The following is a 15,171-nucleotide window of genomic DNA, read 5'->3' on the forward strand; positions in this document are numbered from 1 at the left end:
AGCCGATGATCCCGGCGGCAGAGGCCCTGTCCGCTTTGCCCGCGGAAGCCGATATCGCGGACTTGGAGTCCCCGTTAGTTCAGGCTGCGCGGCCCCGCGAGCAGGCCCTGCACGATCGCAAACAGTTCGAACAGCGCGGCGAAGTTCGAAGCGCCGTCTGGGGTGTCAGGGCATCAACGCCGCTAAGTTCGCGGCGTCGGCTGCGACGGGGATGGCGTGGCAGGCTGCTGCGAAGATGGAGCAGGAGGTTGCTGCTGCGGAGTGGTGACCGTCTGCTGATCGCCGCCACCATGCGGGACACACGTCCCCACGTTGCTCAGCAGTCGCTTGGCCTCAACATCGCGGGCCTTTTTGTAGTCCCTGCGCCGGTCGATCCTTGCTGCAGCCATGCGGTCCCACGCATCGAACGCATCGGCATAGTGCTGCCGCATCTGCTCCTCGGCGGCGAGACAGTCGCTGAACCTATCGAACACCAGATCGGTGTTGACGGGAGAGACCCCGCCTACCAGAACTACCAGCATCCATTTCATAACATCCGCCTACGTTCGTGCCCGCTCACCGGGAACGACGAGGCATCGGCAAAGTTCCGAGCCGCGAGGCTGCTTGGGTCACAGGACACCCAAGCACATGCACGGCGATCAATTGCACACTTCTCTCATCCGGCCAGCCATCACCGAGGCACCATCCATGCCGATGGGAGCCGATTCTATCCTGCACCCTTTGCCGACCGGACGGCATCCGGCAGAATTGCAATATACTTGGCCAGATGCTTGCGGCTTCGATGGCGACGATTCAACCTGCTTCCGATCAGCGGCTTCGGAGCCGGGCTTCTTCTCTGCTGCCTGCTTGTCGGCCAGAGCCTTCGCAACAGCGGCCTCAATCTCTTTGCGCCGTTGCTCGGCTGCGGCGGCTTTCCGGCGCGCAAACGTCCGCTTCGGGTCGAAGCGCGAGGATCCTGGCGGCAGACGGCCTGTCCGCTTTGCTCTCGGAAGCCGATATCGCGGACTTGGAGTCTATCTCAGTTCAGACCCTGAGGCCCCGAGAGCAGGCTCAGCACGATCGCAAACAATTCGTTCTGCGAGGAGATGCCGAGCCGCTCATAGGCGCGCTTGCGGTAGGTCAGGGTCGAATGCAGGCTGATGCCGAGTCCTTGCGAGATCGCCTCGGAGCTGAAGCCGAGCAGGATATGGCGGCAGACCTCCTGCTCGCGCGGCGTCAGTGCGCAGAGCGGCGCGCGCGTTGCGAACAGCGCGGCGAGGTTCTGGTCCGGCGTTGCGGCCTGCTGGAAATGACGGGCGACGCTGGCGCCGATCGCGGGCGCAATCGCCTGAAGCCGCGCACGCTCGGCATCGCCGAAGCGGCCCTGAGACGTGATGCGGTAGAAATTGACGTAGAAGCAGATGTCGCCGGTCCAGATCGCGGTGGCGCATTTGTCGACGATGTCGGAATCGTTGAAGAAGATTTTTCGGTAACGTGCACTGTACATGCGCGGCGCGAACGCGGGCAGCATGATCGGCGCACCGCCCTCGCCCTCGAACAGCGCATCGCGATTGGGATCGGATTCGTGGAATTGCCCGGCATAGGCCGCGCCGAGATCGGCGCCGGTCGGGATGTTGCCGGCATCGAGCAAACAGCTCGCCGCGCCGGCACGCGTCAGCGCGAACACCATGCAATGGCCGACTCCGGCCTGCCGGCGCAGCGTCTCGATCAGGACCTTCGGGAAATCGGGGCGGCCGATGGCGAGCACTGCGGACGCGACGTTGCCCACCGCCAAGCCTGAGCCTGCCCCATGGGATCGCATTGCTTCCTCCGTCAGACGCTTTTGTTGGAGGATAGCAGCAAGAGGATTTTACCGGAAGCTGGCGAGGCCGGCGTACGCAGCGGCTAGGTCGACCGATTCCGATTCACTAGTCCAAGCCTACCTAAGTATGGCCCCTCCATACCCCTGCGCAATGGCGCCATCCGAGTGCCTGATGCTACCAATAAATCCAGAGTGAAAAGCAACGGAACCGGTCTTGCGAGCCGGCAGTTGCGGGGCAGGGTCGGCGGCGTAGCGCCCGCCGGCCTTTCTCGACCTTTAGGTTTTACGCACGATCTATCCGGAAAACCGCTTCGCACTTTTCCGGATCGTGCTTTAGCGGCGCGTTGCCGCTCAATTGGTGTCTACTGCCACGCTTGGCCGCAGAGAGTACGCCATGAGAAACATCGCCGATCTCCTGATGCGGTTCTGGCAAGGAAGCCAGTCCACATCCCATGCAGAGGTTGCGGTCGTTGCCGAAAACCGAGATCAATCCAGCATGGCTGATTTTGTCCGGATCCTGCAGTCCTACGATCAAGACCAGTACGGCAGCAGCTGAAGCGGAACGGCTGGTGTTCTCGCTTGCGGAGACACCCTCTCCCGCAAGCGGGAGAGGGAGCGCACCTCCCCCGTTGCCGCATCAAACTTCATCGCGCTTCGCCAGTCCGTCATACGATCGTCCCAGCAGACGATTTGTCCGAGACGTACACGACGTCTCTTGCGTGAGACGTTCAGCCCACCGGCCCCGGTGTCCAGTCGTCGCCTGAAAGCGGGCTGACTTTGACGTCCTGGATGACTCCGCGCTCGAGGCTTGGATCGAAGTGCCGCATCGTGCGCTCGTTGAAGTCGATGATGCGGCCGGGCCTGAGTGGTCCGACGTCGTTGATCTTGACGATGACCTTCTTGCCGACGGCCTCGACGAGGGCGTATTTCGGCCGCTCACCAAATAGGACCCCACCAAATTTCCTGCGCAGACTCGTCTTGATGGCCGCGGTCCACTCCGAGGGATTATAGCGCTCGCCGGAAGCTGTGCTCGGCCCGCCCTCCTCCTTGCCGGGCTTGAATGGATTGTACATGGATGCAGCGCCGACGACTGCATTTCCGGAAGCGGCATCAACGACGGTGCTTGAAGGAACCCCACGCGTTTCACCCCGGGCAACGGTAACAGAAACGGCAAGCGCAACCAGGGCGCCGCAAACTGCGGCGCTCGAGCGGAACGACATCATAACTCCTGTGATTTTTTAGATCGCCGGTTCCCGACACCGCAAACAGCGCAAGCGAACGCGGACGCGTTCATCAAGCTTGCACCGGACTTTTACGGATTCGTGCCAACCCCTTGGCTATGGAACCGTCGTGCGAACCCGAGTGGTTCCCACGCAGTGTTTTACGTTGTCGCCGGTTAAGACAGAGAATGCGTCAGCAACATGACCTGACGAACAGCCTATTCCGCCACCGCCTTGGCTGGTGCGACATTGATCGCGAGCTTGCCGTAGCGATCCGTGAAAGCCTCAGTGTCGATCTCTTCCAGCTTGATCTCGCCGCTCATCACACCCTGCTTCCACGCGGCCTGCGCGGGATCATTCTGGAATTCCGGCATCACTTCGCGGCCGAACAGCTCGAGCGATTCGCAGATGTGCTCGTGGCTGTTCTTGCCCGCTTGATTCAGCAGAATGACCTGATCGATATGCGAGGACTGGAAGCGCTTCAGCTTCTTTCGGATCGTCTCGGGCGAGCCGATCAGACCGCCGCGCAGCGCAGCCTCCTGCGCTTCCGGGTTGTCGCGCTTCCACTTGTTGTACTCGTCCCACATGTTGACGGTGTAGGGCGCGGGACGCTGGCGATTCTGCGAGGCGCCGTAGAAGCGCAGCGCGAACTGGAAGAAGGTGGCGCCGTCGGCGCGGGCGCGCGCCTCTTCATCCGTCTTGGCGCACATGAAGAACGACACCAGCGCCATGTTCGGATTGATCTCGTAGTCGGCGAGCTTGTGCAGCCGCTTGGTCATGGCATTGTAGTAGGCATGCACCCAGGCATGCGCGGCATCGGCGCTGACGAACTGGAAGCCGAGCGCGCCAAAGCCGTGACGGCCGGCGCGCTCGATGGTCGGCAATTGCGAGCAGGCCATCCAGAGCGGCGGATGCGGCTTCTGCACCGGCTTCGGCACGACATTGCGCAAGGGGATGTCGAAATACTTGCCGTGGTGCTCGCTGCCTGCGTCCTTGAACATCGGGAAGATCGCGGCGACGGCCTCCTCGAACACCTCCTTCTTGGTCTCCATGTCGCGGCCGAACGGCGTCAGCTCGGTGATCGACGCGCTCTCGCCCATGCCGAATTCGCAGCGGCCGTTGGAGAGCAGATCGAGCACCGCGACGCGTTCGGCGACGCGCGCGGGATGGTTGGTGGTGAGCTGGAGGATGCCGTGGCCGAGGCGGATGTTCTTGGTCCGCTGGCTCGCAGCTGCGAGGAAGGATTCCGGCGACGGCGAGTGCGAGTATTCTTCGAGAAAGTGATGCTCGACGACCCAGGCATGGTCGTAGCCGAGCTTGTCGGCGAGATCCATCTGCGAGAGCGCATTCTGGTAGAGGGCGAGCTCGTCCCCGGCGCCCCAGGGCCTCGGCAGCTGCAGCTCGTAGAAGATGCCGAACTTCATGACGCCTCTCCCAGTTTTCTTGCCCGGTTTTCTTGTCCAGTTTCTTGTCCAGTTTCTTGCCCGCTTGTTCTTGTTGCGGGCATCTTAATGGGTGAGGCGGCGCTGTCTACGCGGTCGCAATTCCGCTGCGCGGGAGAACGCGCTTTTCCGCGCGGCGGCCATTCAGCACCGCGCCGATGAAGGTGAAGCGCACCATCAGATGATAGCTCGCGAGCATCGGCGGAATCGCGACGACGAGAATGATCGCGAACTTGACCAGAGCGGGCCAGTCGCGTTGCGACAGCACGAGCTGGAGCGCCATCACGATCGGCATGTGGATCAGATAGAGCCAGTAGGAGGCATCGGCGAGGTAGCGCCGGGTCGGGCTGAAGCCCGACATGAAGCGAAGCGCGAGCCCCATGACCGCGAAGGTCGCAATCCATATCGCCAGTGCGTAGAGAACGGCGGAGACATGCCTGAGTGTCGCGAAACTGATGGGCAATTTCGGCGCGCCCGGCGCAGACAACATCACACCTGAGAGCACGAAGCTGATCAGGATCAGGACGATCACGAGAAGGAGGTGCGCAAGCCAGCACCGCTCGATGAGCCGCAGCAGGTCGATCTGCCGATGCAGCAGCCAGCCGGCGGCGAAGGCGGTGCCGAAGCCGATCCAGGCCTGCGCATTGGTGATGAGCGATTGATCAGGCGTCCTCACACCCATCACATTGATCCAGCGTTGGTCGAGACAGAAAGCGATGCCGATCGGGATCGCCAGAACAAGGGGGGCCAGCGGACTTCTCATGATCCCTGCGAAGAGGCGATCAATCACCGCGCGCCACGCGCCCGATGCATCGAGCCAGACAAATGCGCCGCGCAGCAGCAGCATGGCGACATAGAGCTCGAGCAGCACGTAGATGAACCAGAGATGGGTCAGGGGGAAATTCGGCAGCACCGGCGGCCAGCTGCGGGACCAACCGCCATTCGGGAAATGAGACGCCCAGATCGCGATGAGACTCATCGGGACGAACAGGATCGGCCAGCCGATCACGAGCGGCAGTCCAATCCTCTGCAGCCTGTCCCGGACAAAACCTCGGGTGCCGCGGCGATGAAAGCTCATGCGCGCGAAGAAACCCGCCATCAGGAAGAAGGTGGTCATCCGGAAGACGTGGATGGTGAAGGACAACAGGCCCAGGAGCAGGCTTGGATGGGTGTCCTGAATGAACCAGAACCGGGGCGTGGCAGGCACGAACGACAATGTCGCGTGCAGGACGATGCCGAGCAACAGGGCCCCTCCCCTGAGCGCATCGAGAGCGTGGAGCCGTTCTGATGTCGGGGCGGCGGCGGGCAAAGGAGACATGGGTGGGCTCATTGCGGCTGGCGAGAAGGTTTCTCGCCGCCCAGTCTGCTCCATCGGGATGGGGCACTCTCGCCCGATCCAAAAATCGGCTAGCCGATTTCTCGACGCGGTTCGCTGATGTCAGCCTGATCCGGCCGGCTCAGCGCATCGCGCCGGAATTCGGTCGGGGTCACGCCGGTCTCGGCCTTGAAGGCGCGGTTGAACGGTCCGATCGACTGGAAGCCGGCATCCATGGCGATGGTCAGCACCGGGACGTCCCGCTGCGCCGGGTCGGACAGCGCCAGCTTGGCCTCCTCGATGCGGTAGTGGTTGAGGAACGCGTTGAAGTTCCGATAGCCGAGGCCTTCGTTGATGGCCTGGCGCAGCCGGTGCTCGGGAACGCCGAGCCGTGCTGCGAGCGCCCCGATCGCAAGACCTTCCTGCCGGTAGGTTCGCTCCACCGTCATCAGATGGTCGAGACGCCGCAGCAGGATGGGATCAGGAATACGCCGCCCGTCGCGCCGCGCAGCCCGAGATCGATGGCCGTGAGCCCCATCACACCTTGTCGTCTCCGTCAGGGAACTCGACTCTCGCATCGCCTTCGCGCCTGCACAATCTAAACTTGCGCTTGTGGTCGTGGCGGCGCCCCCTCGTTGCAACCGGACAGCTTGATCCAGATCAACGCGTTAGCGGTGCTGCTGCATTTAAGGTGGAGCAAGGCAACGGCCCGGATGCCGTCCCGATTCCCAATACCATTTCAGAGAGACCGAATATGTCGGCCCCTGACGACACGACCCCGCGCGTGCGCCGTAAGCGCATGGAGATTTTCGCCTTCCTGTTCCTGACCGCGGTCGTGATGCCCGTCCTCGCGGTCGGAACGGTCGGCTCCTATGGCCTCGGCGTCTGGATCTACCAGATGTTCGCCGGTCCGCCCGGCCCGCCGCCCTCCCCGCATTGATCCCGACAAGCGAAAGACAGGCATCATGGCCCAAACCACACTCAACCGCCGCGCCTTGATCACCGGCCGGGTGCTCAGCACCGAGCGCGTCATCTCCCCGCCCGGCTGCGAGATCGCCAGCATCGTCGTGCAGGCGCGCCCCGAGCGCCTTTCCGAATTGGAAGCCGAGATCGCCGCGCTTCCCGGCTGCGAAATTCACGGACGAGATCCGCGCGGAAAACTCGTCGTCGTGACCGAGGCGCCGGATGCCGGCAGCCTCGGCACCCTGCTCAACACCATCCAGTCGCTGCGCCACGTCTATTCCGCGGCGCTCGTCTTCCACGCCATCGAAACGACTTAAGGGCCGGAGAGCCATCATGACATCGCCGAAGCTCGACCGCCGTCAGATGCTGAAGCTGGAAGCCGCCGCCATCGCGGCCGCCGCTGCCGGCATGCCTGCGCCGTCGCTTGCCGCCAATCTCGTCACCGAGCGCGACAACAGCGAATTGAAATGGGACAAGGCCGCCTGCCGCTTCTGCGGCACCGGCTGCTCGGTGATGGTCGCGACCAAGGACAACCGCGTCGTCGCCACCCATGGCGACATCAAGGCCGAGGTCAATCGCGGCCTCAACTGCGTCAAGGGCTACTTCCTCTCCAAGATCATGTACGGCCATGACCGCCTGACGCAGCCGATGCTGCGCAAGAGCGGCGGCAAGTACGACAAGAACGGCGACTTCACGCCAGTGTCCTGGACCGAAGCCTTCGACATCATGGAGGCGAAGTGGAAGGAGGCGATCAAGAAGCGCGGGCCGAACGGCGTCGCCATGTTCGGCTCCGGCCAGTGGACGATCTGGGAGGGCTATGCGGCGTCAAAACTGTTCAAGGCCGGCTTCCGCACCAACAACATCGATCCCAATGCGCGGCACTGCATGGCCTCGGCCGTGGCCGGCATGATGCGGACCTTCGGCATCGACGAGCCGGCCGGCTGCTATGACGACATCGAGGCCACCGACGCGTTCGTGCTGTGGGGCTCCAACATGGCGGAGATGCACCCCATCCTGTGGACGCGCCTCGCCGACCGCCGGCTGTCCGCGCCGCATGTCCGGGTCGCCGTGCTCTCCACGTTCGAGCACCGCTCGTTCGATCTCGCCGACATCGGCATGGTGTTCGTGCCGCAGACCGATCTCTACATCCTCAACGCCATCGCCAACCACATCATCACGACCGGCCGCGTCAACAAGGATTTCGTCAACGCCCACACCATCTTCCGGCGCGGGCAGACCGACATTGGTTATGGCCTGCGGCCCGAGCATCCGCTGCAGAAGAAGGCGACGGGCGCGGCGAAGGCCAACGACTCCACCGAGATGAGCTATGACGAGTTCGTCAAGTTCGTGTCGGACTACACGCTGGAGAAGGCGGCAAAGATGTCCGGCGTGCCGCTCAATCGCCTGGAGGCGCTTGCCGAGCTCTACGCCGATCCCAAGACAAAGGTGGTCTCGTTCTGGACCATGGGCTTCAACCAGCACACCCGCGGCGTCTGGTGCAACAACCTCGTCTACAACATCCATCTTCTGACCGGAAAGATCTCCTCGCCCGGCAACAGCCCGTTCTCGCTGACCGGCCAGCCCTCGGCCTGCGGCACCGCGCGCGAGGTCGGCACCTTCTCGCACCGCCTGCCCGCCGACATGGTCGTGACCAACAAGGCGCATCGCGATCACGCCGAGCACATCTGGCAGCTGCCCGAAGGCACCATCCCCGACAAGAACGGCGCCCATGCCGTGCTGCAGAGCCGGATGCTGAAGGACGGCCTGATCAATGCCTATTGGGTGCAGGTCAACAACAACCTGCAAGCCGGCCCCAACGTCAACGAGGAGACCTATCCGGGCTTCCGCAACCCCGACAATTTCATCGTGGTCTCGGACGCCTATCCGACCGTGACGGCGCTCGCCGCCGACCTGATCCTGCCGACCGCGATGTGGGTGGAGAAGGAAGGCGCCTATGGCAATGCCGAGCGCCGCACGCAGTTCTGGCACCAGCTCGTCAATGCGCCGGGCGAAGCCAAGTCCGACCTCTGGCAGCTCATGGAGTTCTCGAAACGCTTCAAGATCGAGGAGGTGTGGCCGGAGGAGCTGATCGCCAAGAAGCCGGAGGTTCGCGGCAAGACGCTGTTCGACGTGCTCTACAAAAATGGCCAGGTCGACAAGTTTCCGACCTCGGAGATCGAGGAGGGCTACGCCAACGAAGAATCCAAGGCGTTCGGCTTCTACGTGCAGAAGGGCCTGTTCGAGGAATACGCCCAGTTCGGCCGCGGCCACGGCCATGACCTCGCGCCGTTCGAGAGCTACCACAAAGAGCGCGGCCTGCGCTGGCCGGTGGTGAATGGCCAGGAAACGAAGTGGCGCTTCCGCGAGGGCAGCGACCCCTATGTCAAGCAGGGCACCGACGTGCAGTTCTACGGCTATCCCGATGGCAAGGCGCGCATCTTCGCGTTGCCTTTCGAGCCGGCGGCGGAATCGCCTGACCAGGAGTACCCGTACTGGCTCTCGACCGGCCGCGTGCTGGAGCACTGGCATTCCGGCACCATGACGCGCCGCGTGCCCGAACTCTACAAGGCATTCCCCGAAGCCGTCTGCTTCATGCACCCTGATGATGCGCAGGACATGAAGGTGCGGCGCGGCGACGAGGTGAAGGTGGTCTCGCGCCGCGGCTACATCCGCGCCCGCGTCGAGACGCGTGGCCGCGACCGGCCGCCGAAGGGTCTCGTGTTCGTGCCGTGGTTCGACGAATCCAAGCTGATCAACAAGGTGACACTGGACGCCACCGATCCGATCTCGCTGCAAACCGACTTCAAGAAATGCGCCGTGCGCATCGAGCGGGTGACCCAGTCATGATGAAACGATTTGGCATAGCGCTGCTCGCGGTCGCGATCGCGGCCGGCGCGAGCTCGCTGACCGCGCAGACCGTGACGTCGGGCCTGCGCGGCCCGGCCCCGCTCAATGACGAGGGCCCGGCGCCGCCGATGCTGCCGAACCGCAACACCTCCGAGCGGGAGTCGCGCAACTATCCGGAGCAGCCGCCGGTCATTCCGCACACCATCGACGGCTACCAGATCGACCTCAATGGCAACAAATGCCTGTCCTGCCATGCGCGGGCGCGCACGGCGGAATCGCAGGCGCCGATGGTCTCGATCACGCATTTCATGGACCGCGACGGCCAGTTCCTGGCCTCGATCTCGCCGCGCCGCTTCTTCTGCACCGAATGCCACGTGCCGCAGAACACCGCGACGCCGCCTGTCAGCAACGATTTCACCGACATCGACACGCTGCTGTCGCGCGCAAGCCCGGGTGGCCGGCGATGACGACAACTGCTGACGGGCCCAACGAAAAGCTGGAGCAGGAGAAGGCCAAGCGCGGCTTCATCGCGCGAAGCTGGGACTTCGCGCTCGAGCTTTGGGGCGTGCTGACGCGGCCGAGCACGGTGTTCGCATTGGGCACATTGGTGCTCGCCGGCTTCATAGCCGGCGTGATCTTCTGGGGCGGTTTCAACACCGCGCTGGAGCTCACCAACACCGAGAAATTCTGCACCGGTTGCCACGAGATGAAGGACAACGTGTACGCCGAGCTGAAGTCGACCATCCACTTCACCAACCGCTCCGGCGTGCGCGCCACCTGCCCCGATTGTCACGTGCCGCACAACTGGACCGACAAGATCGCGCGAAAGATGCAGGCCTCCAAGGAGGTCTGGGGCAAGATCTTCGGCACGATCAATACGCGCGAAAAATTCCTGGATCACCGGCTCGAGCTCGCGGCCCATGAATGGGCGCGCTTCAAGGCCAACGATTCCCTGGAATGCCGCAACTGCCACAGCGCCGATTCCATGGACATCACCAAACAGTCGCCGCGGGCGTCAGTCGCGCACCAGCGCTTCCTGTTCACCGGCGAGAAGACCTGCATCGATTGCCACAAGGGCATCGCGCACCACCTGCCCGACATGCGTGGCGTTCCCGGCTGGCAGTAGGGCGATCGCATCTGACTTGGCTTCGGGTGCCAAAGCCTCCACACCGTCATGGCCGGGCATAGCCGTCCGAAGGACGGCGTCGCTTCCGCTCGCCTATGTCCCGGCCATCCACGTCCGACCACGCGGTACGAAGAATGTGGATGCCCGGGACAAGCCCGGGCATGACGACCTATTGCGCCGGCATATATGGGATTGCCTGCTAATAGTAGGAGTAGCCCCGCGCTTGAACGGGCGGGGCGAATGGTTAGTTTTGGGAGACGGCGAATCGCCTCGTTTCGCCCCTCCTCAAGACAGACATGGCCACCTTCACCCCGCATCAGGACGCCGCGCTCAAGGCCGTTGGCGACTGGCTGAAAGCAAAACCCGGACGAGGCGGCACCCCGCCGGTGTTCCGCCTGTTCGGCTTTGCCGGCACCGGCAAGACCACGCTGGCGCGGCATATCGCCGAGGGCGTCGACGGCGAGGTGAAATTCGCCGCCTTCACCGGCAAGGCGGCGCTCGTCATGCGCAACAAGGGCTGCGACGAGGCCTCGACCATCCATTCGCTGATCTACCGCGCCCGCGAATCCGGCGAGGAGCAGCCGAGCTTCGAATTGTGGGACGACGCGCCGGCGTCCAAGGCCAAGCTGATCGTGATCGACGAATGCTCGATGGTCGATGCTGAATTGGGCCGCGACCTGATGTCGTTCGACTGCCCGCTCTTGGTGCTGGGCGATCCCGCGCAGCTGCCGCCGATCCAGGGCGGCGGCTTCTTCACCAATTCCGAGCCCGACGCGATGCTGACCGAGGTGCACCGCCAGGCGCAGGACGATCCGATCGTGCGGATGTCGATGGACGTGCGCGAGGGCCGCGAGCTCGACATCGGCCGCTATGGCGAGAGCGAGGTGGTGTCGCGCAAAGAGCTCGATCCCGATCGCGTCATGGGCGCCGACCAGGTGCTGGTCGGCCGCAACAACACCAGGCGCGCCTACAACATGCGGGTGCGCCAGCGGCAGAACATCGAGGACCAGTTTCCCGTCGCCGGCGACAAGCTCGTGTGCCTGCGCAACAACCGCAAGAAGGGCCTGTTCAACGGCGGCCTCTGGCGCGTCAAGTCGCGCAACACCTCGCGCTCAAAATCGCGCATCCTCTCGATGCGGCTGTCGCCCGACGAGGACTTTGGGCACAAGGTGACGAAGGTCTCCGTGCGCGCCGACTGCTTCGAGGGCGGCGTCGAGCAGATCGCCTGGGAGCAGCGCAAGCCCTACGACGAGTTCGATTACGGCTATGTGCTGACCGTGCACAAGTCGCAGGGCTCGCAATGGGACGACGTCGTGCTGTTCGACGAGAGCTTTGCGTTTCAGGACAGCCGGGCAAGGTGGCTGTACACAGGCATCACGCGGGCGGCGAAGCGGTTGAGTATCGTCGTGTGACGCTGCCGTAGGGTGGGCAAAGGCGCGCAGCGCCGTGCCCACGCTCTCCTTCATAAACGATAAAATGCGTGGGCACGCTTCCGCCTTCGCTCTTCGAGCTACGGCGGACAAGTCGCTTTGCCCACCCTACGGCACCGCTGCCTCAATCTCCGCTGTCGTCCCGGACAAGCGAAGCGTAGATCCGGGACCCATACCCACAGGAAGATGTTTTGCGACGACTCGGAGTGGGCGCCTTGCCCCGCACTTCTCCCTGGGGTTATGGGTCCCTGCGTTCGCAGGGACGACAGCGCAGATTGACGCTCCGCCATCCCACACGCAAACCCTCACTTCCCCGCCGCGAAATAAAAATCCTCTCTGCCCGGCGGGGAGCCGTAGGTGAACGGCTGCTGCTCGTGCTTGGTGGCGGCCCAGACGTCGTCGCGGATGATGTCGAACAGCTTTCGGATCTCGACCTTCGGCTCCTTGATCTCGCGGGCGAGCGCGGTGGCGAAGGGACTGTCGGCGCCGCCGTCGCCGTCCATCGCGGTCTCGCCGTGCTTGGCGGCGTAGACCACCATGAAGCCGGCGCCGGGCTCGATGTTGGAAAAGCCCTTGTCGACCAGCTTCAGCGACAGCGTGCGCTGCATGGTCGGCGCAAACGGATTGTCGCGGCAGGCATCAAGCATCACCAGGCGCACCTTTCGCGCAGCACCGACGGCGGCGATGACCTGCTCGAGCGCAACCGCCTGGCTCTCGGCGTCCGTGTCGGCGGCGAGCTTGGCGTCGACCGGAACGAGATAGTTCACCCCGCCGATCTCGAAGCCGTGGCCGGCGTAATAGACCACGGCCCAGTCGGCCTTCTCCGCTTCGGCTGCGAACCTCTGCAGCGCTTCGAAGAACTTGTCGCGGGTGAGATCGCTGACGGAGATCACGGTCTGGAAGCCGACATCGCGCAGCGCGTTCGCGATCAGTTTTGAGTCGCGCGGCGGATTGGGCAGCGCGTGGACGTTCTTGTAGGCGCCGTTGCCAATCACGAGCGCGACGCGGCGCCCAGGCGCGCCGGCGGGCGCCTGCGGCGTCAGCGCGGCGAGCCGCTCCCGCGCGATGGCGCGGGCGCGCGCGACGTCGATCTCGTCGAAATTCGTCAGCGAATAGGCCGCCGAGCGATAGTCGGCGCGGGCCTGGGCGAGATCCTTCTTCCGCTCGTAGATCTGGCCGCGGCCGGAATGGGCGCGGACATTGTTCGGATTGAACTGGATCGCCGTGTTGTAGTCCTTCAGCGCGACGTCGAGATCGCCTTTCATCATGCTGACGTCGGCGCGATTATTGATCGCGTAGACGTTTTTCGGCTGCCGCTCGATCAGGGCATTGCAATCGGCAAAGGCCTGGTCGTACTTGCCCATCAGGCCATAGGTGATGCAGCGGTTGCTGGCGATCTGCGGCGCGGCCGGATCGATCTTCTCGGCCTCGGCGAAATCGGCGATCGCGCCGTTGTAATCCTTGATCAAGGTGCGCGCGCGGGCCCGGTTGGTCCAGCCGAGCAGGAATTTCGGCGTGTACTTGATCGACAGGTTGAAATCGTCGATTGCGCTTTGTATCGCCCCGCGGCGCAACTGGATGACGCCGCGATTGTTGTAGGGCACGCCGTAGGTCGGCCGCTTCTGGAGCGCGAGGTTGTAGTCGGCCATCGCGAGATCATCCTGGCCCTTGCGCTCGTAGGCGAGGCCGCGGAGGTTGAGCGCGATGACGTAGTCCGGATCGAGGTCGATGGCCATGGACAAGGTCTCGATCGCGTGGACGTAGTCGCGCTTGTTGAGCAGCGTGTTGCCGCGCACCGAGAGCGCAATGGCCTTGTCCTTGCCGGTGACACGGTCGGCATTGAGCAGATTGTCGCAGGCTTTCGCGCGTGCCTGGGCCTCGCCCTGGCGGTCGCGGCAAATGGCGAGATCGTCGCCGGCTTGCGGCTCGGCCGCGGCGATCGCGGCCCCCGCGACAAGGACGACGAGGGTCAGGGAAACGACGCGCAGCATGTTGTCAGGTCAGCTCCAGCCACCACTTTTCTAAGTCGATCGTCGATCGTGCGGGTTCATCTGTTGTTTGAGCATGATCTTTGCGCAAAACCGCTTCACACTTTTCCGGATCATGCTCTTAGCCCGGAGTTCCACATCTCGCCAAGCCGGCCGTCTCACTCGGCGGTCTTCACAGCCTCGTGTGCCTGACGGCGTAACAATCGCCGGCTCTGCCCGTATCTTGGATGACGCGAAAACGCGGCCGGGCGGACTGTTCGCCCGCCGCCAAGCGCCCTAGACTGCCAGCCCTTCCGAAAGAGGATCCGCCATGCGCCGACCTGTCCTTTTGTCCCTGCTCGCCGCCACCGCCGCCGCGACGCTGGCCCTTGCCATGCCGTCGCGGGCCGCCGAGGACGCGGTCGTGATCCCCGCTCCCGCGATGGACGCGGCGCCGGCAACCGGCATCCAGACCGCGGTGGTCGCCGGCGGCTGCTTCTGGGGCGTGCAGGGCGTCTTCCAGCACACTGCAGGTGTGGTCAACGCGGTCTCCGGCTATGCCGGCGGCACCAAGGCGACCGCCGATTACCAGACCGTTTCGAGCGGCCGGACCGGCCACGCCGAGTCGGTCGAGATCAAGTACGACCCGAAGAAGATCTCGTACGGAAAAATCCTCCAGATCTACTTCTCGGTGGTGCACGATCCGACCCAGCTCAACCGCCAGGGCCCCGACACCGGCACGCAATATCGCTCGGCGATCTTCACCACCTCCGACGAGCAGAAGAAGGTGGCGGAGGCCTATATCGCCCAGCTCGACAGCGCCAAGCTGTTCAATAGGCCGATCGTGACCAAGGTCGGCGCGCTGGAGGCGTTCTACCCGGCCGAGGCCTATCACCAGGACTATCTGACGCTGCACCCGAACCAGCCCTACATCGCCTACAACGACCTTCCCAAGGTCGAGAACCTGAAAAAGCTGTTCGCGGATAACTACATTGAGAAGCCGACGCTGGTGAGTGCCAGCAAGGCCACCAACTGATCGCGAGTTCACAGAAGAAACGGG

14 protein-coding genes and 1 pseudogene are annotated in these 15,171 nt (G+C 63.7%); 8 read left to right on the forward strand and 7 right to left on the reverse strand.

What is annotated here, in order from left to right; genetic code table 11:
• Nucleotides 1–182 precede the first annotated feature (182 nt).
• Nucleotides 183–530, reverse strand: coding sequence for a hypothetical protein (locus tag AAFG16_RS41920; RefSeq protein ID WP_283082043.1), 348 nt, complete (start codon nucleotides 528–530; stop codon nucleotides 183–185).
• Nucleotides 531–1,018: 488 nt separating this feature from the next.
• Nucleotides 1,019–1,801, reverse strand: a complete 783-nt coding sequence (locus AAFG16_RS41925; RefSeq protein WP_342734739.1) for a helix-turn-helix transcriptional regulator — start codon at nucleotides 1,799–1,801, stop codon at nucleotides 1,019–1,021.
• Between the two features lie 394 nt (nucleotides 1,802–2,195).
• Here AAFG16_RS41925 and AAFG16_RS41930 point away from each other — a divergent pair, with 394 nt between their 5' ends.
• Nucleotides 2,196–2,357, forward strand: coding sequence for a hypothetical protein (locus AAFG16_RS41930; protein WP_283082045.1), 162 nt, complete (start codon nucleotides 2,196–2,198; stop codon nucleotides 2,355–2,357).
• A gap of 172 nt (nucleotides 2,358–2,529) precedes the next feature.
• Here the strand turns inward: AAFG16_RS41930 and AAFG16_RS41935 are convergent, their stop codons facing one another.
• The 4 genes and pseudogenes from AAFG16_RS41935 to AAFG16_RS41950 form a co-directional block, all read right to left on the reverse strand.
• The gene (locus AAFG16_RS41935; protein ID WP_027560958.1) at nucleotides 2,530–3,024 is read right to left on the reverse strand and encodes a septal ring lytic transglycosylase RlpA family protein; all 495 of its coding nucleotides are present in this window, start codon (nucleotides 3,022–3,024) and stop codon (nucleotides 2,530–2,532) included.
• 215 nt (nucleotides 3,025–3,239) lie between these two features.
• Nucleotides 3,240–4,445: an LLM class flavin-dependent oxidoreductase gene (locus AAFG16_RS41940; RefSeq protein WP_342734742.1), complete on the reverse strand. Its 1,206-nt coding sequence runs from the start codon at nucleotides 4,443–4,445 to the stop codon at nucleotides 3,240–3,242.
• A 106-nt stretch (nucleotides 4,446–4,551) separates the two neighbouring features.
• A complete protein-coding gene (locus AAFG16_RS41945; RefSeq protein WP_342734744.1) occupies nucleotides 4,552–5,781 on the reverse strand; it encodes an acyltransferase family protein in 1,230 nt (409 codons plus the stop codon).
• A gap of 89 nt (nucleotides 5,782–5,870) precedes the next feature.
• Nucleotides 5,871–6,260, reverse strand: a pseudogene (locus AAFG16_RS41950) (helix-turn-helix domain-containing protein); the annotation flags it as partial.
• A gap of 272 nt (nucleotides 6,261–6,532) precedes the next feature.
• Here AAFG16_RS41950 and napE point away from each other — a divergent pair.
• The 6 genes from napE to AAFG16_RS41980 all read left to right on the forward strand — a co-directional run bounded on the left by napE (nucleotide 6,533) and on the right by AAFG16_RS41980 (nucleotide 12,126).
• On the forward strand, nucleotides 6,533–6,718 hold the full coding sequence (napE, locus tag AAFG16_RS41955; protein WP_342734746.1) for a periplasmic nitrate reductase, NapE protein: 186 nt from the start codon (nucleotides 6,533–6,535) through the stop codon (nucleotides 6,716–6,718).
• Between the two features lie 25 nt (nucleotides 6,719–6,743).
• On the forward strand, nucleotides 6,744–7,058 hold the full coding sequence (locus AAFG16_RS41960; RefSeq protein ID WP_342734748.1) for a chaperone NapD: 315 nt from the start codon (nucleotides 6,744–6,746) through the stop codon (nucleotides 7,056–7,058).
• Nucleotides 7,059–7,074: 16 nt separating this feature from the next.
• Nucleotides 7,075–9,588 carry a nitrate reductase catalytic subunit NapA gene (napA, locus tag AAFG16_RS41965; protein WP_342734750.1) on the forward strand — a complete coding sequence of 838 codons (2,514 nt, stop codon included), beginning with the start codon at nucleotides 7,075–7,077 and terminating at the stop codon, nucleotides 9,586–9,588.
• The gene (locus AAFG16_RS41970) at nucleotides 9,585–10,055 is read left to right on the forward strand and encodes a nitrate reductase cytochrome c-type subunit (protein WP_283082049.1); all 471 of its coding nucleotides are present in this window, start codon (nucleotides 9,585–9,587) and stop codon (nucleotides 10,053–10,055) included. The genes napA and AAFG16_RS41970 overlap by 4 nt, the downstream gene beginning before the upstream one ends.
• Nucleotides 10,052–10,714: a NapC/NirT family cytochrome c gene (locus AAFG16_RS41975; protein WP_283082050.1), complete on the forward strand. Its 663-nt coding sequence runs from the start codon at nucleotides 10,052–10,054 to the stop codon at nucleotides 10,712–10,714. Before AAFG16_RS41970 ends, AAFG16_RS41975 begins: the two co-directional genes overlap by 4 nt.
• A 296-nt stretch (nucleotides 10,715–11,010) precedes the next feature.
• On the forward strand, nucleotides 11,011–12,126 hold the full coding sequence (locus AAFG16_RS41980; protein WP_342734753.1) for an ATP-dependent RecD-like DNA helicase: 1,116 nt from the start codon (nucleotides 11,011–11,013) through the stop codon (nucleotides 12,124–12,126).
• A gap of 323 nt (nucleotides 12,127–12,449) precedes the next feature.
• Here the strand turns inward: AAFG16_RS41980 and AAFG16_RS41985 are convergent, their stop codons facing one another.
• A complete protein-coding gene (locus tag AAFG16_RS41985; RefSeq protein WP_342734755.1) occupies nucleotides 12,450–14,135 on the reverse strand; it encodes a caspase family protein in 1,686 nt (561 codons plus the stop codon).
• A gap of 307 nt (nucleotides 14,136–14,442) precedes the next feature.
• On the opposite strand from AAFG16_RS41985, the gene msrA reads away from it, so the two are divergent.
• Nucleotides 14,443–15,147, forward strand: a complete 705-nt coding sequence (gene msrA / locus AAFG16_RS41990) for a peptide-methionine (S)-S-oxide reductase MsrA (RefSeq protein WP_342734757.1) — start codon at nucleotides 14,443–14,445, stop codon at nucleotides 15,145–15,147.
• Nucleotides 15,148–15,171: the final 24 nt, after the last annotated feature.

It is taken from the genome of Bradyrhizobium sp. B117 (assembly GCF_038969555.1).
Classification (GTDB): Bacteria; Pseudomonadota; Alphaproteobacteria; order Rhizobiales; family Xanthobacteraceae; genus Bradyrhizobium.